The sequence below is a fragment of the Kitasatospora cystarginea genome, assembly GCF_039533515.1.
Classification (GTDB): Bacteria; Actinomycetota; Actinomycetes; order Streptomycetales; family Streptomycetaceae; genus Kitasatospora; species Kitasatospora cystarginea.
In genome coordinates this window covers 70,583-90,244 of sequence record NZ_BAAATR010000032.1, presented here as the reverse complement: position 1 = coordinate 90,244, position 19,662 = coordinate 70,583, and the positions used below count along the sequence as shown (strand labels likewise).

The window sequence follows — 19,662 nt, the reverse complement described above, 5'->3', positions numbered from 1 at the left end:
GGCACGCCCGCTGGCGCCGCCGCAGACCGCTGCGCACCCGGCTGGCGCTGGCCGCCTCGGCCGCGGTCGCGCTGGTCGCCCTCGGCGTGGGCGTGGCCGGATTCACCGTCATGCGCTACGAGTTGGTGCACCAGCTCGACCTCCAGCTGACCCAGCACGCCACCCTGGTCCAGCAGCAGAACCGGGGACAGGGCCCGCAGGTGCTCTACGCCGAGTGCGGCTACCTGGCCGCGCCCGCCTGCACCCAGATCGTGCCGGCCGACCCGGCCAAGGACCCCGCCCCGCCCTACCTGCTCCCGGTCACCCCCGCCACCCGGGCGGTCGCGGCCGGGCAGCGCGGCGGCTACTTCAGCACCGTCACGGTGAGCGGGCACCCGGCGCGCATGCTCACCACCCCGTTCGGCTCGGGCACCGGCAAGGCGGTGCAGGTGGCACTGCGCTCCGACGCCGTCCAGCAGGGCGTGCGGCAGGCCGGGGAGCTGATGGCCGCGGTCGCCGGTGCGGGCGTGCTGCTCGCCGGGGTGCTGGGCCACACGGTCGCCCGTACCGGTCTGGCGCCGCTCGCCCGGCTGACCGCCACCGCCGAGCGGATCGCGGCCACCCGGGACGCGGCCGTACGGATCGACCTGCCGCCGGGGGCTCCGGCCGGCGCGGACGAGGTGACCCGGCTGGCCGGGGCGTTCAACGCGATGCTGGGCGAGCTGGAGCAGTCGGTGGCCGCCCAGCGGCGGCTGGTCGCGGACGCCTCGCACGAGCTGCGCACCCCGCTCACCGCGCTGCGCACCAACGCCGAGCTGCTGGCCAAGGCCGAGCGGTTGACGCCCGGGCAGCGGGAGCGCGCGACGGCCGGGCTGCAGCGGCAGCTGCGCGAGGTGACCGGGCTGGTCAACGACCTGATCGAACTCGCCAGGGACGAGGAGCCGCAGGCGCTGGTCGAACTGGTCCGGCTCGAACCGCTGGTGGCGCACTGCGTGGAGACCGCCCGGGACCACTGGCCCGCGGTCGTCTTCGAGTACGCGGCGCAGGGCGGTCCGACACTGCCCGCGGTGCCCGCGCGGCTGGTCCGGCTGGTGGGCAATCTGCTGGACAACGCCGCCAAGTTCAGCCCGCCGGGCGGACCGGTGGAGGTGACGCTCACCGAGGAACGGCTGACGGTCCGCGACCACGGCCCCGGAATCGCGCCGGAGGACCTCCCGTACGTCTTCGACCGGTTCTACCGGGCCTCCGCCGCCCGCGCCCTCCCGGGCTCCGGCCTGGGCCTCGCCATGGCCCGCCAGATCGCCCGCGCCCACAGTGCCGAGCTCACCGCCGAGGCCGCGCCGGGCGGCGGCGCACTCTTCCGCCTCACCTTCTGAGTGCACCCGGGCAAACCCCCCTGGGGGCTTGCCCGGGTGCCCATCGTGAGCTGCCCGGCGGCTAGAAGGCGGCAGCCTCCCGGTAGATGCCCCACTCGGTGCGGAGGGTGTTGCAGATCTCCCCGAGGGTGGCCTCCGCGCGGATCGCGGTGAGCATCGGCGGAATCATGTTCTCCCCCGAGCGGGCAGCGGCCAGCATGGCGTCGAGCCCGGCCCGGACTGCGGCCTCGTCGCGGGCGGTCTTGCGCGCCCCGAGCACCCGCACCTGCTCGCGCTCGACCTCGTGGCTGACCCGGAGGATCTCCAGCTCCGGAGTGACGCTGCGCGGGTGGCAGTTGACGCCGACCACGCGCTTCTCGCCCTTCTCCAGGGCCTGCTGGTACTGGAAGGCGGCCTCGGCGATCTCGCCGGTGAACCAGCCCTCCTCGATGCCGCGCAGGATGCCGGAGGTCATCGGGCCGATCGGGTGGTCGGCCACCGCCTTGTCCAGGATGCGCTGGAAGATCGCCTCGGCCTGGGCCTCGATCCGGTCGGTGAGCGCCTCGACGTACCAGGAACCACCCAGCGGGTCAGCCACGTTGGCGACCCCGGTCTCCTCCATCAGCACCTGCTGGGTGCGCAGCGCGATCTCCGCCGCCTGCTCCGAGGGCAGCGCCAGGGTCTCGTCCAGCGCGTTGGTGTGCAGCGAGTTGGTACCGCCGAGCACCGCAGAGAGCGCCTCGACGGCGGTGCGCACCACGTTGTTGTACGGCTGCTGGGCGGTGAGCGAGACGCCGGCGGTCTGGGTGTGGAAGCGCAGCCACTGGGCCTTGTCGGTCTTGGCGCCGAAGCGGTCGCGCATCCAGCGGGCCCAGATCCGGCGGGCGGCGCGGAACTTGGCGATCTCCTCGAAGAAGTCCAGGTGGGCGTCGAAGAAGAAGGACAGCCCGGGCGCGAAGACGTCCACGTCCAGACCGCGCGACAGCCCGAGCTCGACGTAGGCGAAACCGTCGGCCAGCGTGTACGCGAGCTCCTGGGCGGCGGTCGCCCCGGCCTCGCGGATGTGGTAGCCGGAGACCGAGAGCGGCTTGTACGCCGGGATGTTGGCGGCGCAGTACTCCATCAGGTCGCCGATCAGGCGCAGGTGCGGCTCGGGGGCGAAGAGCCACTCCTTCTGCGCGATGTACTCCTTGAAGATGTCGGTCTGCAGGGTGCCGTTGAGCACTCCCTGGTCGACGCCCTGGCGCTCGGCGGCGACCAGGTACATGCAGAAGATCGGGACGGCCGGGCCGCTGATCGTCATCGAGGTGGTGACCTCGCCGAGCGGGATGCCGTTGAACAGCACGTCCATGTCGGCGGCGGAGTCGATGGCGACACCGCAGTGGCCGACCTCGCCGAGCGACTTGGCGTCGTCGGAGTCGTACCCCATCAGGGTCGGCATGTCGAAGGCGACCGAGAGGCCACCGCCGCCGGCCTCCAGGATCATCCGGTAGCGCTCGTTGGTCTGCTGGGCGTTACCGAAGCCGGCGAACTGCCTTATCGTCCAGGTCCGCCCCCGGTACCCGGTGGGGTGCAGGCCGCGGGTGAAGGGGTACTCCCCGGGCCAGCCGATCCGCTCGAAGCCCTCGTAGGGCTGAGCGGCGGGCGGGCCGTAGACCGGCTCGACCTCGTCGCCGCTCAGGGTGGTGAAGTCCGCGTCGCGCTTGCGCGCCTTGTCGTACCGCTGCTGCCAGCGCCGGCGGCCGGCCTCGATCTCGTCGGCGTCCATCGACTCCGAACTCCCACTCCGTACGGCCGCCACCGCTTGGGGACGGCACAGCTACTAGGACGTCCTACCAATTTACTCGGACGTCCTAGTATCTGTCGATGGCCGCCCACCGACCGGGACCTCGGGGCACACGGCATCGGGGTACGCCGCGTCGGAGCATGCGGCGTCGGAGCATGCGAAAGGGCGCCCTCTCCGACACGGGAGAGGGCGCCCTTCGGGCGGCGGGGTCAGGCGCTCGCCGGCTCCGGGGCGGCGACCAGCGGCGCCACCTCGCGGGAGACCCTGCGCTCGACGAAGAAGACCGCGGTCGGGATCGTGCCGGCCAGCAGCACCCAGGCCAGCCTGCCGATCGGCCACTTCGCCTTGGTGCCCAGGTCGAAGGCGAGCACCAGGTAGACCACGTAGAGCCAGCCGTGCGCGATACCGACGGCGGTGGTGAAGCCGGCCGCACCCGAGATGCCGAGCGCGTACTTGGCGATCACACCCAGGGTCAGCAGGATCAGGAGGACACCCGTGACGTAGGCCATCGTCCGGTAGCGGGTCAGCACACTCTGCTTCATGCCATCGAGGGTAACCGCCCGCTTAGGGTGCATTTGCGGCACCCCTACTCGGCGGGCGGGGTGAAGTCGCCCGCCGCCACCCGCAGCGGCCGGAGCAGCTCGAACACCTGCTCGCACTGCTTCTCGTCGTAGCCCTCCAGGCCGAAGTCCATCGCCATCAGCGCCCGGGTGGCCTCCTCGACCACCGCCCGGCCGCGCTCGGTGATGGCGGCGAGCACGCCCCGGCCGTCCAACGGGTTGGGGCGGCGGGAGACCAGGCCGGCACCCTCCAGTCGGACGATGGTGTTGGTGACGCTGGTCGGGTGGACCATCAGCCGCTCGCCGATCTTGGAGAGGGAGAGCTCGCCCTTCCGGCTGAAGGTGAGCAGCACCAGTGCCTCGTACCGGGCGAAGGTCAGCCCGAACGGTCTGACCACCGCGTCCACCCGGGAGAGCAGGATCTGGTGCGCGCGCATCACCGAGGTGATCGCCGCCATCGCGGGGACGCTCCCCCAGCGCCGGGTCCAGAGTTCGTCGGCGCGGGCGATCGGGTCGAAGTCGAGAGCTAGGGGCTTGGCCACCTCCCCACCGTACCGGCGCGCCTGATGGCGGGTGCCGGCTGTCCAGGATGCTGGACGCCGCTCCATTGCCCGCCCACTCGCCTCCGGACCCTCGCACCCGGTGCCGACGTTCGCCCCTCCGGCACTCCCTCGCGCCTCGGTCGCTCGTCGCCCCACCCTTTCACGCCGCACACCAGCGGCTTCGCCGCGGGCGGCGGGCCCTTCGGCCCGGGGCGGGATGGCTGGCCATCATCGCCGCAAATCAGGACATAAAGTCCCGGCTTTCCTTTGCGGGTGTTTCCGACTGTCCGAATTCACCGGCCGCAAGGTCTCGGTTTGTTCAAAAGGCGCCATACCAGACCGGTGATTTGCCCGATTTATCCAGCATTCTGATGCTCTATCAGTCCCCTGGGGACGATAACCGCATGGCACCTTTCTGCCAACTGCTGCTAAATATTTGTCACTCCATCAGCATGTTCGGTCATGCCATCCGCCCTGTTCCGCCCTGGTCGGCGCCAATTCCTGGTGCCCCGGAACGCGGCACGACCGCGGGCACGCGGTTGACATGGAAGGAATCCCACTTGAAGCGCAAGCTCAGCGCTGTTCTCTCCGCCTCGGTGGTCCTCGCCGCCGCGATCCAGGTCAGCTCCGGGACGGCGCAGGCGCTGTCCTTCACCGCCGACGGCGAGGTGGCCGCGGCCGCTCCGCAGCCCGCCGAGGCCGACATGATCGCCCTCGCCGACTCGCAGATCCCGGCCGCCACCAAGGCCCTGGGCCTGGGCGGCCAGGAGAAGCTGGTGGCCAAGGACGCCGTGGTGGATCCGGACGGCGCCCGCCACCTGCGCTACGAGCGCACCTTCAGCGGCCTGCCGGTGCTCGGCGGCGACGTGATCGTGCACCAGGACGCCAAGGGCGCCGTCAAGTCCGTGGACCGCGCGCTCGACGGCAAGCTCGCCCTGCCGAGCCTGACCCCGCAGCTCTCCGCCGACAAGGCCGCGACCAAGGCCGCCGGCGCGGTGAAGTCGACCATGGGCATCGCCAAGGACGCCGACGAGCCCGCGCTCAAGGAGGTCGGCAGCACCGGCCAGGCCAAGCTGGTCGTCTGGGCCGCCTCGGGCACCCCGCGCCTGGCGTACGAGACGGTGGTCGAGGGCATGCGCGCCGACGGCACCCCGAGCCGTCAGCGGCTGGTCACCGACGCCGCCAGCGGCGAGGTGCTCTCCTCCCACGAGGAGATCCAGACCGCCGGTGCGGTCGGCATCGGCCGGGGCGTCCACGACGGCGCGGTGCGGCTGACCACCACGCCGTACCGGACCTGGTTCCAGCTGAAGGACCCGACCCGCGGCAACCAGTACACCACCACGCTGAAGGGCGGCACCTCCGGCAAGGGCACGCTGTACATAGACACCGACAACCGCTGGGGCACCGGGAACGTCTCCAACACCCAGTCCGCCGCCGTGGACGCCCAGTTCGGCGCGGCGGCCACCTGGGACTTCTACAAGAAGACCTTCGGCCGCAACGGCATCCGCAACGACGGCGTCGGCGCCTACAGCCGCGTCCACTTCGGCCAGAACTACATGAACGCGTTCTGGGACGACAGCTGCTTCTGCATGACCTACGGCGACGGCCAGGGCAACACCCACCCGCTGACCTCGATCGACGTGGCCGGCCACGAGATGAGCCACGGCGTCACCGCGGCCACCGCCAAGCTCAACTACTTCGGTGAGTCCGGCGCTCTGAACGAGGCCACCTCGGACATCTTCGGCACCGGCGTCGAGTGGTACGCCAACCTGCCCGCCAACAAGCCGAACTACCTGATCGGCGAGGCCATCGACTACTTCGGCAACGGCAAGCCGCTGCGCTACATGGACCAGCCCTCCAAAGACGGCACCTCGCCCGACTTCTGGTCCTCCTCGCTCGGCAACCTGGACGTGCACTACTCGTCCGGCGTCGCCAACCACTTCTTCTACCTGCTGTCCGAGGGCAGCGGGCAGAAGACCATCAACGGCTACACGTACAACTCGCCGACCTTCGACGGCAAGCCGGTGGCCGGCATCGGCCGGGCCAGGGCCCTCCAGGTCTGGTACCGCGCGCTGACCGTCTACATGACCTCGACCACCGACTACCAGGGCGCGCGCGCCGCGACCCTGAAGGCGGCGGCCGACCTGTACGGCGGCACCGGCTCCCTGGCGTACAAGCGGGTCGCGGCCTGCTGGGAGGCCGTGAACGTCAAGTAAGGCCTCCGCTCGGCCCGTTCACCGCAGCCTGTTCACCGCAGCCGGGTCCCCGTCCGACGGGGGCCCGGCTGCGGTGCGTCCTGGGGCGGCTAGCAGTGGTGGAACGGGCCGGACAAGAGGGTCCGATGGCGGAGTCCCGCCATCCGCCTGACCGCGCCCACCGGGACATCAAACTTTCACAATGTTGCGGCAATGCGCACCCCACGAACGGATCTTGGCTGAATCCAGCCACCGTCCGGACTCGGTTCGGGCCGGAACCCATCCGCCGGCCGCCCGGGCCGTCCGCCCGAGGACATCTGCCTGACACATTCTCACCACAGATGTATGGACGGGAGTTGGCGGAAGTTTGCCAATCATTGCCCGAGACCTGTCATTTCATCAGTTCGATTGTCATGCTTCTGGCCAGCCCCGTACCGGCGCCGGCCGCCCCACCTCTCCGGCCGATGCCGTCTGACCGCACGGAGCAGCACGTCAGCGCCCATTCCGCCCCAGCAGGCACTACCCCGGTGCCCCGGAACGCGGCGCGACCGCGCAGACGCGGTTGAACCGGAAGGAACCGTACGTGAAGCGAAAGCTGACAGTCGGAGCCGTTCTCTCCGCCTCGGCGATCATCGCCGGGGTGGTACAGGTCGGCGTCGGGACGGCGCAGGCCAGCTCTCCGGCCGCCGGGACGCTCGCCGGCCGGCAGCAGGCCGAGCTGATCACCCTCGCCGACTCCCAGGCCACCACCGCAGCCAAGGCCCTGGGCCTGGGCAGCCAGGAGAAGCTGGTGGCCAAGGACGTCGTGGTGGACGCCGACGGGACCAGGCACCTGCGCTACGAGCGGACCTTCGGCGGACTGCCGGTGCTCGGCGGCGACCTGATCGTGCACCAGGACGCCAAGGGCGCCGTCAAGTCGGTGGACCGCGCGGTGGAGAGCAAGCTGGCCCTCGCCAGCCTGACCCCGAAGCTCTCCGCCGACCAGGCCGCCACCAAGGCGGCCGGCACGGTCAAGGCCGCCATCGGCGCCAGGGACTCCGACGACGCCGCACTCACCTCGGTCGACCGGACCAGCCCGGCCAGGCTGGTCGTCTGGGCCTCCACCGGCACCCCTCGCCTGGCCTACCAGACCACCGTCGAGGGCATGCGCGCCGACGGCACCCCGAGCCGCCAGCGCCTGGTCACCGACGCCGCCACCGGCGAGGTGCTCTCCACCCACGAGGAGATCCAGACCGCCAACGCCACCGGCAGCGGCAAGGGCGTCTTCGTCGGCACCGTGCCGCTGACCACCAACTCCACCAGTGGCAAGTACCAGTTGAAGGACGCCACCCGCGGCAACCAGTACACCACCAACCTGAGCGGCCGCACCTCGGGCAACGGCACCCTCTACACCAACTCGACCAACACCTGGGGCAACGGCCTGGCCTCCAACGCCCAGTCCGCCGCCGTGGACGCCCAGTACGGCGCCGCCGTCACCTGGGACTTCTACAAGGCCACCTTCGGCCGCAACGGCATCCGCAACGACGGCGTCGGCGCCTACAGCCGGGTCCACTACGGCAAGAACTACGTCAACGCCTTCTGGGACGACAGCTGCTTCTGCATGACCTACGGCGACGGTGTCAGCAACACCCACCCGCTGACCGAACTCGACGTGGCCGGCCACGAGATGAGCCACGGCGTCACCGCGGCCACCGCGAACCTGGACTACTTCGGTGAGTCCGGCGGTCTGAACGAGGCCACCTCGGACATCTTCGGCACCGGCGTCGAGTGGTACGCCAACCTGCCCGCCAACAAGCCGAACTACTGGCTCGGCGAGCTGATCGACATCAACGGCGACGGCAAGCCGCTGCGCTACATGGACAAGCCCTCCAAGGACGGCACCTCACCCGACTCCTGGTCCTCCTCGCTCGGCAACCTGGACGTGCACTACTCGTCCGGCGTCGCCAACCACTTCTTCTACCTGCTGTCCGAGGGCAGCGGGCAGAAGACCATCAACGGCTACAGCTACGACTCGCCGACCGTGGGCGGCCAGTCCGTGGCCGGCATCGGCCGCGACAAGGCCCTCAAGGTCTGGTACCGCGCGCTGACCACCTACTTCACCTCCACCACCGACTACAAGGCGGCCCGCACCGGCACCCTGAAGGCCGCCGCCGACCTGTACGGCGCCACCTCCACCGAGTACAAGCAGGTCGCCGCGGCCTGGTCCGCCGTGAACGTCAACTGACGCTCCACGACCGGCGACAGCAGCCGGGCCCCTCGCTCCGTCGGGAGAGCGAGGGGCCCGGCTGCGGCGCGATCCCGGGATCAGGCGGTGGCGGGCACGGCGCTCTCGCCGCGCTCCTCCTTGGCCAGCATCCGCTCGGCGAAGAAGCCGCCGGTCGGCAGCACCGACAGCACGAACAGCAGCGCACTGCGCTTGGCGGGCCAGCGCTGCTGCTGCGCGGCGAGCGCCAGGAAGACCACGTACAGGATGAAGAGCACGCCGTGGACCATGCCCATCACCGGCACGGCGTTGAAGCTGGTGGTCCGCTTCAGCACCGAGCAGACCAGCAGCAGCAGGAAGGAGAGGCCCTCGGGGCCGGAGACAAGGCGCAGGCGGTGGACGGCGCTGCTCTTCACGGTGGATACCTCGTGGGTCGGGGGTCGGCGGGCAGGCTTGTGAACGGACGCACAAGCCGCCAGCCCATTATCACCGACCCGACACCGGCGCGAGCTCCGGGGGCGTGGGCTGCTCCGCGGGGGCGCGGAGCTCTGCGCGCACGACCGCCGGACCGCCGGCCCCGGTCGGACCGCGCGAAGCCCGGAGTCGTCCGGAGGTCCTATATTGCTGCCGCACGACCTGACGGTCAGGTCGGCGAAGACCGCGGGGGAAATCACCGTTGTTCACCATCGACTGGAACCGCCGGACCTGCTCCCGGCGCGGCCACACCACCTACGCGCCCAGCGAGCCCGAGCTGCGGTCGCGGCTGCACGCGCAGACCGCGCTCGGCGACGCCTGGCGCTGCCTGCGCTGCGGTGACTTCGCCCTGGGGGCACCGCACGGCTCGGGCCCGGCCGAGAACGCCCCGCTGGTGCCCCGCGGCAAGGCCCTGCGCGACATCTTCATCCTGCGCTTCCTGGCGATCGAGCGGCTGCTGCGCGGTGTGCTGATCATCCTGGTCGCCTGGGCGGTGTGGAAGTTCTCCAACAGCCAGGACGCGGTCAAGGACCTCTTCAACCAGAACCTGAGCGTCTTCAAGCCGGTCACCGACCACTTCCACTGGGACCTGGAGAACTCTCCCATCGTGGAGACCATCCGCAAGACCTTCGACTACAAGCGCAGCACCCTGCTGGGCGTGGCGGGCGCGCTGGTGGCGTACGCGCTGATCGAGATCGTCGAGGCGTTCGGGCTCTGGCTGGCCCGCCGCTGGGCCGAGTACCTGACCGTGGTCGCCACCGCCGCGTTCCTCCCGCTGGAGGGGTACGAGCTGTCGCACCACGTCACCGTGTTCAAGATCTGCACGCTGCTGCTGAACACCGCCGCGGTGGTGTGGATCCTGCTCTCCAAGCGGCTGTTCGGCCTGCGCGGCGGTGTGGTGGCCTTCGAGGCCGAGCGGCACTCCGCCTCACTGATGGAGGTCGAGCAGGCGGCCGGGACCGTCCGCGCGGCGGTCTGATCCGCACCCGCTCTGTCGCAGCCTCGTACCAGTCGGGCGCTGCTTGCTGTCACTGTGCCACCGCGCCAGCTACATTCGGCCGGTGGCACAGTTTCGTCTCCAGGGCTCCAAGGTGCTCGCCGTCGACATGGCGGGCGACGCGGTCAAGGCCCGCAACGGTTCGATGGTCGCGTACACCGGCCAGATGTCCTTCAAGAAGCTCACCGGCGGCGGCGACGGCCTGCGCGGCATGGTCGCCCGCCGCCTGACCGGCGAGCAGATGGCGGTCATGGAGGTGAAGGGGCAGGGCACCTGCTACTTCGCCGACAAGGCGACCGAGATCAACCTGGTCCGGCTGAACGGCGAGGCGCTGTACGTCGAGGCGGACAACCTGCTCTGCACCGAGGCCGGCCTGCACACCGGCACCAGCTTCACCGGACTCAACGGGATGGCCTCGGGCAACGGCCTGTTCACCACCAAGGTCGAGGGCAACGGCTGGGCAGCGCTCACCTCCAACGGCCCGGCGATCATCCTGCGGGTCACCAAGGGCACCCCGCTGCGGGTGGACCCGGGCGCGTACGTCGCTCACACCGGCACCCTCAGCCGGCATCTGAAGTCGGGCGCCGGCTGGACCACGCTGATCGGCGAGGGCGGCGGCGAGGCGATGCAGGTCGAGTTCACCGGCGAGGGCCTGGTCTACGTCCAGCCGTCCGAGAAGACCACCTTCGGAGGCGACGTCTGATGCCCTTCACGAAGATCAACAGCAAGCTGGTCGAGGCCCAGGTGGTCCCCGGACGGCAGCTGTTCAGCCAGCGCGGCGCGATGGTCGCGTACACCGGCGAGGTCACCTTCAGGCCCAACCTGATGGGCGGCCAGGGCGGGGTGATGTCGATGATCGGCCGCCGGGTGGCGAACGAGGACACCCCGCTGATGACCGTCGAGGGCCGGGGCAGCGTGCTGTTCGGCCACGGCGGCCACCACGTCCACGTGATCGAGCTGGCCGGCGACACCCTCTGCGTGGAGGCCGACCGGCTGCTCGCCTTCGAGGGTTCGCTCCAGCAGTCCACCATGTTCATGGGCTCCCAGGGCGGCGTGATGGGCATCGTCCGCGGCCAGGTCACCGGCCAGGGACTGTTCACCACCCAGCTGACCGGCCACGGCTCGGTCGCGGTACTGGCCCACGGCGGAGTGATCGAACTGCCCATCGTCCAGGGCCAGCCGGTGCACGTGGACCCGCAGGCGTACGTGGCGCACCGCGGCGACGTACGCAACAAACTGTCCACCGCGCTGGGTTGGCGCGAGATGATCGGACGGGGCTCCGGCGAGGCGTTCCAGCTGGAACTGTCCGGCCAGGGCGTGGTGTTCGTGCAGGCGAGCGAGGAGAAGCTCTGATGTCCTACCCTCCGCAGCAGCCGCCGTACGGGCAGCCGTACCCCCAGCAGCCCGGGCAGCCCTACTCCCAGCAGCAGTACGAGCAGTCCTACCAGCCGACCCAGCCCGGGATGCGGATGCCGCCGATGCCGCCCGCGGCACCCTCGGCGCAGCCGCCGCAGCAGCAGGGCGGTGGCCCGGTGGTGTACGACCCGCACACCCTTCCGGTCAACGACAACGTCAACCCGTACGCCTTCTCGGTGGACCTCAACGGCCCGTACTACCTGCAGAAGGGCAAGATGATCGCCTACTACGGCGACGTCCGCTTCTCCGGCATCGGCCGGGGCGTGCTCGACCAGGTACTGGAGCGGAACTTCAACTCCCCGCTGCACGCCTCGGACTGGGTGGTGGCCGAGGGACGGGGGAAGCTGCTGCTCGCGGACCGGGCGTTCGACCTGAACTCCTACGACCTGGAGAACGGCAACCTGACGGTCCGTTCGGGCAACCTGCTGGCCTTCGAGCCCTCGCTGGCCCTCAAGCAGTCGATCATCCCGGGGTTCCTCACCCTGATCGGCACCGGAAAGTTCGTCGCCGCCTCCAACGGCCCGGTGCACTTCGTGGAGCCGCCGATCCGGGTCGACCCGCAGGCGCTGGTCGGCTGGGCGGACTGCCCGGCCCCCTGCCACCACTACGACCACAGCTACCTGCACGGCGTGATCGGCGGGATCCGGCACCTGACCGGGCTCGGCGGGGCCTCCGGCGAGGAGCACCAGTTCGAGTTCATCGGGGCCGGCCAGGTGCTGGTGCAGTCCAGCGAGAAGCTGATGGCGGAGCGCTCGGTGGGCGTCGTGGAGAGCGAGCCCGGGGTGCCCGGGGGCGGAGTGCCGCAGCAGCCGGGGCACGGCGGGCAGCAGTTGCCGGGCCTCCCCGGCCTGGGCAACCTCGGTGAGCTGGGGCGGCGCTTCGGGCTGTGACCACAGTCCGACTTGGACCACTTATAAGTTTGTACAACATTTAACAACCTCGGCTATGCTTCTCCCATGGACATGCACAGCACCGACACCGAGGCCTCCTCCTCCCACCCCCGCCAGGAGGAGGAGACTCCCTGGCTCACGGCCAAGGAGCAGCAGTTCTGGCGTGCCCATCTCGAGGTGGCCAAACTGCTGGACTACCAACTGGGCCGTGAGCTCCAGCCGCACAACCTGGCCGGCAACGACTACGAGATCCTGGTCGCCCTGTCCGAGTCCCCCGACCGCCGGATGCGGATGACCGACCTGGCCACCGCCACCCTCCAGTCCAAGAGCCGGCTCTCGCACCAGATCACCCGGATGGAGAACGCCGGCCTGGTCCTCCGCCAGGAGTGCCCCGGCGACCGCCGTGGCCTCTACGCCCACCTGACCGAACTGGGCTGGGAGACCATGCAGAAGGTCGCCCCCGACCACGTGCGCAGCGTGCGCCGCCACTTCATCGACCGGCTCACCCCCGAGCAGATCGACGCGATGTACGCCGCCCTCGCCCCCGTCGCCGAGCACCTGCGCAACCTCCGCGGCCGCGCCTGAGCCCGGCGCCCGCTCGCGGGGCGGGCCCGCGCCGTCCCGTCAGCGCTCCGGACCGGCGCCAACCCGCCCCGACGCACTCGGGCACGCTCCGGGGGCGCGGTGAACTCCTCCTCGGGAAAACCGAAAGGGTTCACACCTCTCGGTGAGGATTCACACCGCTGAAGGCCCTGGGCGGGGTTCCTCCCCAGGAGGCTCGCCCCGCCGGCCCTACGCCCCCGTCAGGTCCGCGACGAGCTGGTCCGCCGCGCCGTACGGATCGAGCTCGCCCGCGGCGACGCGTTCCGCGAGCGCCCCCAGGTGCCGGTCGCCGTGCAGATCGCCGATCCGGGACCGGAGGGCGGCGAGCGCGATGGCCTCGATCTCGTCCGCAGCCCGGCGGCGCCGCCGGACGGCGAGCTCGCCGGTCTCGGCCAGCCAGGCCCGGTGCTTCTCCAGTGCCTCGACGACCTCGTCCATGCCCTCGCCGCGCGCCGCGACGGTCTTGACGATCGGCGGCCGCCAGTCACCGGGCTCGCGTGCCTCGCCGAGGCCGAGCATGTGGTTGAGCTCGCGCGCGGTGGCGTCCGCACCGTCCCGGTCGGCCTTGTTGACCACGAAGACGTCGCCGATCTCCAGGATCCCGGCCTTGGCGGCCTGGATCCCGTCGCCCATGCCGGGGGCCAGCAGTACCACCGAGGTGTCCGCCTGCGCGGCGATCTCCACCTCGGACTGCCCGACGCCGACGGTCTCCACCAGGATGACCTCGCACCCGGCGCCGTCCAGCACCCGCAGGGCCTGCGGCGCGGCCCAGGAGAGCCCGCCGAGGTGGCCCCTGGTGGCCATCGAGCGGATGAACACCTCGGGGTCGGTGGCGTGCTCCTGCATCCGTACCCGGTCGCCGAGCAGCGCCCCGCCGGAGAACGGCGAGGAGGGGTCGACGGCGAGCACCCCGACCCGCTTGCCGAGCCGCCGGTAGGCGGTGACCAGCGCGGAGGTGGAGGTGGACTTGCCCACCCCGGGCGAGCCGGTCAGCCCGACCGTGTACGCCCGCCCGGTGTACGGGGCAAGCGCGGCCATCGCCTCGCGCAGCTGGGGAGCAGCGTTCTCCACCAGCGTGATCAGCCGGGCGACGGCGCGCGGCCGGCCCTGCCGCGCCTGCTCGACCAACGTCGGCACATCGACCATGTTCAGTCCGCTCCTCGCTCAAGAGCCCGGCCGCGGCTCCGCCCCGGCGGGCGGACCGCAGACGGGAGGGGCCGCCGGCCGCTGGTGGCGGCCGACAGCCCCGACGCCGTGTCAGACGTTGTGCCGTCCGGTCAGGCCTGCGGGACCCGGACGATCAGGGCGTCGCCCTGGCCGCCGCCGCCGCAGAGCGCCGCCGCGCCCACGCCGCCACCGCGGCGCTGCAGCTCGAGCGCCAGGTGCAGCACGATCCGGGCACCGGACATCCCGATCGGGTGGCCCAGCGCGATCGCACCGCCGTTGACGTTGACCTTCTCCTCGGTGACGCCGAGGTCCTTCATCGACTGGTGGGCGACGGCCGCGAACGCCTCGTTGATCTCGATCAGGTCGAGGTCCTCGACCGTGATGCCCTCCTTGGCCACCGCGTGCTCGATGGCGTTGGACGGCTGCGACTGCAGCGAGTTGTCCGGGCCGGCCACGTTGCCGTGCGCACCGATCTCGGCCAGCCAGGTCAGGCCGAGCTCCTCGGCCTTGGCCTTGCTCATCACGACCACCGCGGCGGCACCGTCGGAGATCTGCGAGGAGGTGCCGGCGGTGATGGTGCCGGCCCCGTCGGGGGCACCACCCGGGAACGCCGGGCGCAGCTTGGCCAGGCTCTCCACGGTGGTGTCGGCGCGGATGCCCTCGTCCTGGCTGAAGAGGACCGGCTCACCCTTGCGCTGCGGGATCTCGACCGGGACGATCTCGGCCTCGAAGACGCCGTTCTTCTGGGCGGCGGCGGCCCGCTGGTGGGAGAGCGCGGCGATCCGGTCCTGGACCTCGCGGCCGATCCCCAGCCGGGTGTTGTGCTTCTCGGTCGACTCGCCCATCGGGATGTTCTCGTACGCGTCGGTGAGGCCGTCGTAGGCCATCGCGTCGAGCATCTCGATCGAGCCGTACTTGTAGCCCTCGCGGGACTTCGGCAGCAGGTGCGGGGCGTTGGTCATCGACTCCTGTCCGCCGGCCACCACGATGTCGAACTCGCCGGCGCGGATCAGCTGGTCGGCCAGCGCGATGGCGTCCAGGCCGGAGAGGCAGACCTTGTTGATCGTCAAGGCCGGCACGTTCATCGGGATACCGGCCTTGACCGCCGCCTGCCGGGCCGGGATCTGGCCCGCCCCGGCCTGCAGCACCTGGCCCATGATGACGTACTGCACCTGCTCGGCGGCGATGCCCGCCCGCTCCACGGCCGCCTTGATGGCGAAGCCGCCGAGGTCCGCTCCGGAGAAGCCCTTGAGCGAGCCGAGCAGGCGGCCCATCGGGGTCCGAGCACCGGCGACGATCACTGAAGTAGTCATGAGACGAGCCCCTTCGCGCGTCAAGGCCAGGTGGGATCCCCCCGGCCGGAGGCTGGGGGCGTGTGGGGATGCCGCTCAATGTACTGACCCGTAACCCGTGCGTCACCGCAGCGAAGGTGTGATCAGCAGCACTGGCACTACCCAGTCAACACCGTGTCAGCACGCGCCGGGGTGAAGTTTTTCCGGTGCGCGCCCGGCGCGTGACTCGGTGCGACCTCGGGCGCGGCGCGGTGGGCCCCGCAGCGCAACACAGTGTGAGCAGACTCGCACGGGCGGCTCTGGCGCCGCCGAACCCCGATGCGCTGCACTGGTGCCCACCTGACCGCGACCGCCCTGGAGGACCCGCCGTGCTGACCCGTATCGACCACATCGGCATCGCCTGCTTCGACCTGGACAAGACCGTCGAGTTCTACCGCAACACCTACGGCTTCGAGGTGTTCCACAGCGAGGTCAACGAGGAGCAGGGGGTGCGCGAGGCCATGCTCAAGATCAACGAGACGGACGACGGCGGCGCCTCCTACCTCCAGCTGCTGGAGCCCACCCGGGAGGACTCCACGGTCGCCAAGTGGCTTGCCAAGAACGGCGAGGGCGTGCACCACATCGCCTTCGGCACCGCCGACGTGGACGGCGACGCGGCCGCGATCAGGGAGAAGGGCGTCCGGGTGCTGTACCAGGAGCCGTGCCGGGGCTCGATGGACTCCCGGATCACCTTCCTGCACCCCAAGGACTGCCACGGCGTCCTGACCGAGCTGGTCACCTCCGCACAGCCCTCGGAGCACACCGAACACTGAACGACTCGTCAGTAACCTCGGAAAGGACCCATGCACCCGTTCCCCCCGGAGCCGCGCACACTACAATGCCCAGGTGCACTGAGGCTCCGGGGAGGACCGGTCCGCAGAGCACGGCCAAAGGCGGGAGAAGCCGAGCAGCTGACGGCTGGTCCTGTTGTCGGGGAGTCCACTACGCGGGCACGGGCTGAACAGTCGCAGTCCGGATCTGTCACCATTCTCCACTAGGCAAGAGTTCGCTCAGGAGTCCACCCGGACGGCGGAGCGCGGAGATCCGCGTACCCACCTGCCGAGAGACTCCGACCGCGGCACCCGCCGCGGCTGCAAGGACCAGTTGGTCCGGCCCCGACAACAGAGGGGTCGGGGCCGGCCGGGTCGAGGACGCGACCAGGGGACGGATGGACCGCGGAGTGCGGGGCAACGACCGCTACGAGGGTGACGATCACCTCTCCCAGTTCGAGGCCGAGATGGAGCGGACTCGCAAGGAGCGGGACAAGTCCATCCAGCATGCCGAGGATCTCGCCTACCAGGTGGAGGTACTCCGGGCCAAGCTGCACGAGTGCCGGCGGCAGCTCGCCCAGCCGCGCGCCTTCGACGCCGTCTCGGGACAGGCCGAGCAGATCCTGCAGAACGCGGAGATGCAGGCACAAGCGCTGCGCGCGGACGCGGAGCGCCAGCTGCGCGAGTCGCAGGCGGCCACCCAGCGCCTGATGGCCGAGGCCGCCGAGCGCACCGCCCGGCTCGAAGCCGAGCTCGCGGCCCGCCGCCGCCAGCTCGACGAGGAGCTCGCGGAGCTCCGCCGCAGCGCCGAACGGCACGTCAGCGAGAACGTCAACTGGGCCGAGCAGACCCGGGCCGGCACCGAGCAGGAGGCCAAGCGCCTGCTCCAGGAGGCCCGCGGCGAGGCCGACCGGCTGATCGCCGCCGCCCGCGCCGAGGCCACCGCCCTCGCCGACCAGGCCCGCGCCCGGACCGCCGCCGACGTCGACGCCGCCCGGGGCGAGGCCAAGGCCGCCGCCGAGGCCGCACTGCTGCGCGCCCAGAGCGACGCCGAGCGCCTGCTGCGCGCCGCCTCCGAGCAGGCCCAGCAGGCCAGCGCCCAGGCCGAGGAGCTGCGCGACAGCGCCGCCAGCCAGGCTGAGAAGCAGCTGGCCACCGCCCGCGCCGAGATCGACGAGCTCAAGCGGCGCGCCACCGCCGACCAGGAGCGGGCCGAGGCCGCCCTCACCCAGGCCCAGGCGGAGATAGAGCGGCTGCGCGCCGAGGCGCTGGCCGAGGCCGAGCGGGCCCGCAAGGAGGCCGTCGAGCTGCACGCCCAGGCCGAGGCCGCCGCCAGCCGGCTGCAGGCGGAGGCGGCCGCCGCCGTCGAGCAGAAGGTGGCCGACGGCGAGGCCGCCAGCGAGCAGCGCGCCCAGACCGCCAAGGCCGAGATCTCCCGCATGGTGGCCGCCGCCACCCGCGAGGCCGAGCTGATCAAGGCCGAGGCCGCCAACGCCACCGCCCAGGCCGAGGCCGCCAAGGCCGCCGCCGCCGAGGAGAGCGAGCGCCTGCGCGGCGCCGCCGAGTCCGTCGCGACCCAGCTGCGGGCCGAGGCCGAGGCCGCCATCGCCGAACTGCGCGCCGAGACCGAACGCGAGCTCGCCGACCTGCGGGCCCAGGCCGAGACCGCCGCCGAGGCGCTGCGGGCCGAGGCCGTGGAGCAGGGCCGCGCCGAGGCCGCCAAGGACGCCACCACCCAGCTGGCCAGGGCCGCCAAGCAGGCCGAGGAGATGCTCTCCGGCGCCTCCTCGGACGCCAGTACCACGGTCGAGAAGGCCGCCGCCGAGGCCGAGCGGATCCGGACCGAGGCCGCCGCCGAGGTCGAGCTGCTCCGCGAGCAGGCCAAGGCCGCCGTCGAGCAGGCCCAGAACGCCGCCCTGGACGACGCCGCCGGAATCCGCCGCGAGATGGAGCGGATGCACGACGAGGCCGCCCGCCTGCGGGCCGGGGCCGAGGAGTTGCGCGCCCAGGCCGCCGCCGAGGCCGAGCGGGTCCGCAATGACGCCCGCCGCCAGGCGGTGGTGCAGATCGAGGAGTCCGCCAGGCAGGCCGAGGAGCTCCTCACCAAGGCCAAGGCCGACGCCGACGAGCTGCGCGGCGGAGCCGCCGGCGAGGTCGAGAAGATCCGCGAGCAGGCCAAGGCCCAGGCCGTCGAGATGCAGGGCCGCGCCGAGCAGACCCTCGCCCGGGCCCGTACCGAGGCCGCCAAGCTGGCCGCCGCCGCCGAACAGCACCACCAGGAGGCCGTCGCCGCCGCGAAGGCCGCTGCCGCCGAGAACCGCGCCGCCGCCGAGCGGGAGACCGCGGAACTGCGCCGCGAGGCCGCCGAGTACGACCAGCGGGTCCGCGCCGAGGCCACCAGCGCGGCCGAGAAGCTCCGGACCGAGGCCGTCGCCGCCGCCGAGGCGCTGCGCACCGACGCCGCGCACCACGCCGAGACGGTACGGGTCGAGACCGAGCGGGCCGCCGCCGAACTGCGCGCCGACAGCGCCCGTGCCGCCAAGGCCGTCCGGGCCGAGGCCGCGCACGCCGCCGAGGCGATGCGCGCGGAGGCCGAGGACTGGGCGCAGGCTCAGCGCTCCGAGGCCGAGAACTGGGTCCAGGCCCACCGCACCGCCGCCGAGGGGTGGGCGCAGGCACACCGCACCACGGCCGAGGAGTGGGCCAAGCGGGAACGCGGCGAGGCCGAGACCGCCGCGAACACCCTGCGCGAGGAGAGCCGCCGGGCCTACGAGGAGGCCGCCGACGGGCTGGAGCGCGAGCGCGAGGAGACCGCCGAACAGCTCGCCGCCGCCCGCAGTGCACGGGAGACCGCCGAGCAGGCCGCCGCCGAACTGCGCACGGAGGCCGAGCAGGCGTTGGCCGCCGCCCGTACCGAGGCCGGCGAGCGGCTGGCCGAGGCCGAGACCGCCGCCCGGACCATCCGCACGGAGGCCGAGACCGCTGCCGAGGCGCTGCGCGCCGAGGGCGCCGAGGAACTGGCCGGTGCCCGGCAGCACGCCGCCGAACTCCGCCGCGAGGCGGGGGAACTGCGCGAGCAGGCCGAGGCCGAGCTCGCCGAACTGCGCGCCACCGCGGAGCGGGAGACCTCCGAGCAGCGCGAGCAGGCCGAGGCCTACGACCGCGAACTGCGTGCCACCGCCGACCGCGAGACCGCCGAACTGCGCGAACTGGCCGCCACCGAGGCCGAGGAGACGGCCGCCAAGGCCGCCGCCGAGGCCGAGCAGGCGATCACCGCCGCCGAGCGCCGGGCCGCCGAACTGGTCGGCGCGGCCGAGGACGAGGCATCCGAGGTCCGCCGGTCCGTCGCCGGACTGCACGAGGCCGCCGCCCAGCAGATCGCAGAACTGCGCGC

At 71.7% G+C, this 19,662-nt stretch carries 16 protein-coding genes; 10 read left to right on the top strand and 6 right to left on the bottom strand.

Translation table 11 applies throughout. From position 1 onward, the window contains the following. Nucleotides 1-29: 29 nt before the first annotated feature. On the top strand, nucleotides 30-1,355 hold the full coding sequence (locus ABD369_RS28870) for a sensor histidine kinase (RefSeq protein ID WP_344639513.1): 1,326 nt from the start codon (nucleotides 30-32) through the stop codon (nucleotides 1,353-1,355). Nucleotides 1,356-1,416: 61 nt separating this feature from the next. Here the strand turns inward: ABD369_RS28870 and icmA are convergent, their stop codons facing one another. The 3 genes from icmA to ABD369_RS28855 all read right to left on the bottom strand — a co-directional run bounded on the left by icmA (nucleotide 1,417) and on the right by ABD369_RS28855 (nucleotide 4,222). Next, the gene (gene icmA / locus ABD369_RS28865) at nucleotides 1,417-3,102 is read right to left on the bottom strand and encodes a coenzyme B12-dependent isobutyryl-CoA mutase large subunit (RefSeq protein ID WP_344639492.1); all 1,686 of its coding nucleotides are present in this window, start codon (nucleotides 3,100-3,102) and stop codon (nucleotides 1,417-1,419) included. A gap of 227 nt (nucleotides 3,103-3,329) precedes the next feature. Continuing rightward, nucleotides 3,330-3,662: a DUF3817 domain-containing protein gene (locus ABD369_RS28860; protein WP_344639491.1), complete on the bottom strand. Its 333-nt coding sequence runs from the start codon at nucleotides 3,660-3,662 to the stop codon at nucleotides 3,330-3,332. A gap of 44 nt (nucleotides 3,663-3,706) precedes the next feature. Further along, nucleotides 3,707-4,222 carry a MarR family winged helix-turn-helix transcriptional regulator gene (locus ABD369_RS28855; protein WP_344639490.1) on the bottom strand — a complete coding sequence of 172 codons (516 nt, stop codon included), beginning with the start codon at nucleotides 4,220-4,222 and terminating at the stop codon, nucleotides 3,707-3,709. Between the two features lie 560 nt (nucleotides 4,223-4,782). On the opposite strand from ABD369_RS28855, the gene ABD369_RS28850 reads away from it, so the two are divergent. Together ABD369_RS28850 and ABD369_RS28845 are read left to right on the top strand one after the other, a co-directional pair. Continuing rightward, nucleotides 4,783-6,438 carry a M4 family metallopeptidase gene (locus ABD369_RS28850; protein WP_344639489.1) on the top strand — a complete coding sequence of 552 codons (1,656 nt, stop codon included), beginning with the start codon at nucleotides 4,783-4,785 and terminating at the stop codon, nucleotides 6,436-6,438. Between the two features lie 562 nt (nucleotides 6,439-7,000). Next, entirely contained in the window at nucleotides 7,001-8,641 is a 1,641-nt protein-coding gene (locus tag ABD369_RS28845) for a M4 family metallopeptidase (RefSeq protein WP_344639488.1), read from the top strand. Between the two features lie 80 nt (nucleotides 8,642-8,721). Here ABD369_RS28845 and ABD369_RS28840 read toward each other — a convergent pair whose 3' ends face one another. After that, nucleotides 8,722-9,036 carry a DUF3817 domain-containing protein gene (locus ABD369_RS28840; RefSeq protein ID WP_344639487.1) on the bottom strand — a complete coding sequence of 105 codons (315 nt, stop codon included), beginning with the start codon at nucleotides 9,034-9,036 and terminating at the stop codon, nucleotides 8,722-8,724. Between the two features lie 260 nt (nucleotides 9,037-9,296). Between ABD369_RS28840 and ABD369_RS28835 the strand changes: the two genes are divergently transcribed. The 5 genes from ABD369_RS28835 to ABD369_RS28815 all read left to right on the top strand — a co-directional run bounded on the left by ABD369_RS28835 (nucleotide 9,297) and on the right by ABD369_RS28815 (nucleotide 12,982). Further along, nucleotides 9,297-10,073, top strand: coding sequence for a DUF2127 domain-containing protein (locus ABD369_RS28835; RefSeq protein ID WP_344639486.1), 777 nt, complete (start codon nucleotides 9,297-9,299; stop codon nucleotides 10,071-10,073). An 82-nt stretch (nucleotides 10,074-10,155) separates the two neighbouring features. Next, on the top strand, nucleotides 10,156-10,794 hold the full coding sequence (locus tag ABD369_RS28830; protein WP_344639485.1) for an AIM24 family protein: 639 nt from the start codon (nucleotides 10,156-10,158) through the stop codon (nucleotides 10,792-10,794). Next, nucleotides 10,794-11,444 (top strand): AIM24 family protein, encoded by a 651-nt coding sequence (locus ABD369_RS28825; protein WP_344639484.1) that lies wholly within the window; start codon nucleotides 10,794-10,796, stop codon nucleotides 11,442-11,444. The genes ABD369_RS28830 and ABD369_RS28825 overlap by 1 nt, the downstream gene beginning before the upstream one ends. Before the next feature lie 125 nt (nucleotides 11,445-11,569). After that, nucleotides 11,570-12,397: an AIM24 family protein gene (locus ABD369_RS28820; protein ID WP_344639512.1), complete on the top strand. Its 828-nt coding sequence runs from the start codon at nucleotides 11,570-11,572 to the stop codon at nucleotides 12,395-12,397. A gap of 66 nt (nucleotides 12,398-12,463) precedes the next feature. Beyond that, a complete protein-coding gene (locus ABD369_RS28815) occupies nucleotides 12,464-12,982 on the top strand; it encodes a MarR family winged helix-turn-helix transcriptional regulator (RefSeq protein ID WP_425557803.1) in 519 nt (172 codons plus the stop codon). A gap of 207 nt (nucleotides 12,983-13,189) precedes the next feature. Here ABD369_RS28815 and meaB read toward each other — a convergent pair whose 3' ends face one another. Then, nucleotides 13,190-14,146 carry a methylmalonyl Co-A mutase-associated GTPase MeaB gene (gene meaB / locus ABD369_RS28810; protein WP_344639483.1) on the bottom strand — a complete coding sequence of 319 codons (957 nt, stop codon included), beginning with the start codon at nucleotides 14,144-14,146 and terminating at the stop codon, nucleotides 13,190-13,192. 131 nt (nucleotides 14,147-14,277) lie between these two features. Next, on the bottom strand, nucleotides 14,278-15,480 hold the full coding sequence (locus tag ABD369_RS28805) for an acetyl-CoA C-acetyltransferase (protein WP_344639482.1): 1,203 nt from the start codon (nucleotides 15,478-15,480) through the stop codon (nucleotides 14,278-14,280). Nucleotides 15,481-15,827: 347 nt separating this feature from the next. Between ABD369_RS28805 and mce the strand changes: the two genes are divergently transcribed. Together mce and ABD369_RS28795 are read left to right on the top strand one after the other, a co-directional pair. Continuing rightward, a complete protein-coding gene (gene mce, locus ABD369_RS28800) occupies nucleotides 15,828-16,271 on the top strand; it encodes a methylmalonyl-CoA epimerase (RefSeq protein WP_344639481.1) in 444 nt (147 codons plus the stop codon). A 407-nt stretch (nucleotides 16,272-16,678) separates the two neighbouring features. Beyond that, nucleotides 16,679-19,662 (top strand): hypothetical protein (locus tag ABD369_RS28795; RefSeq protein ID WP_425557805.1); only part of this gene is annotated, 2,984 nt, incomplete at its 3' end.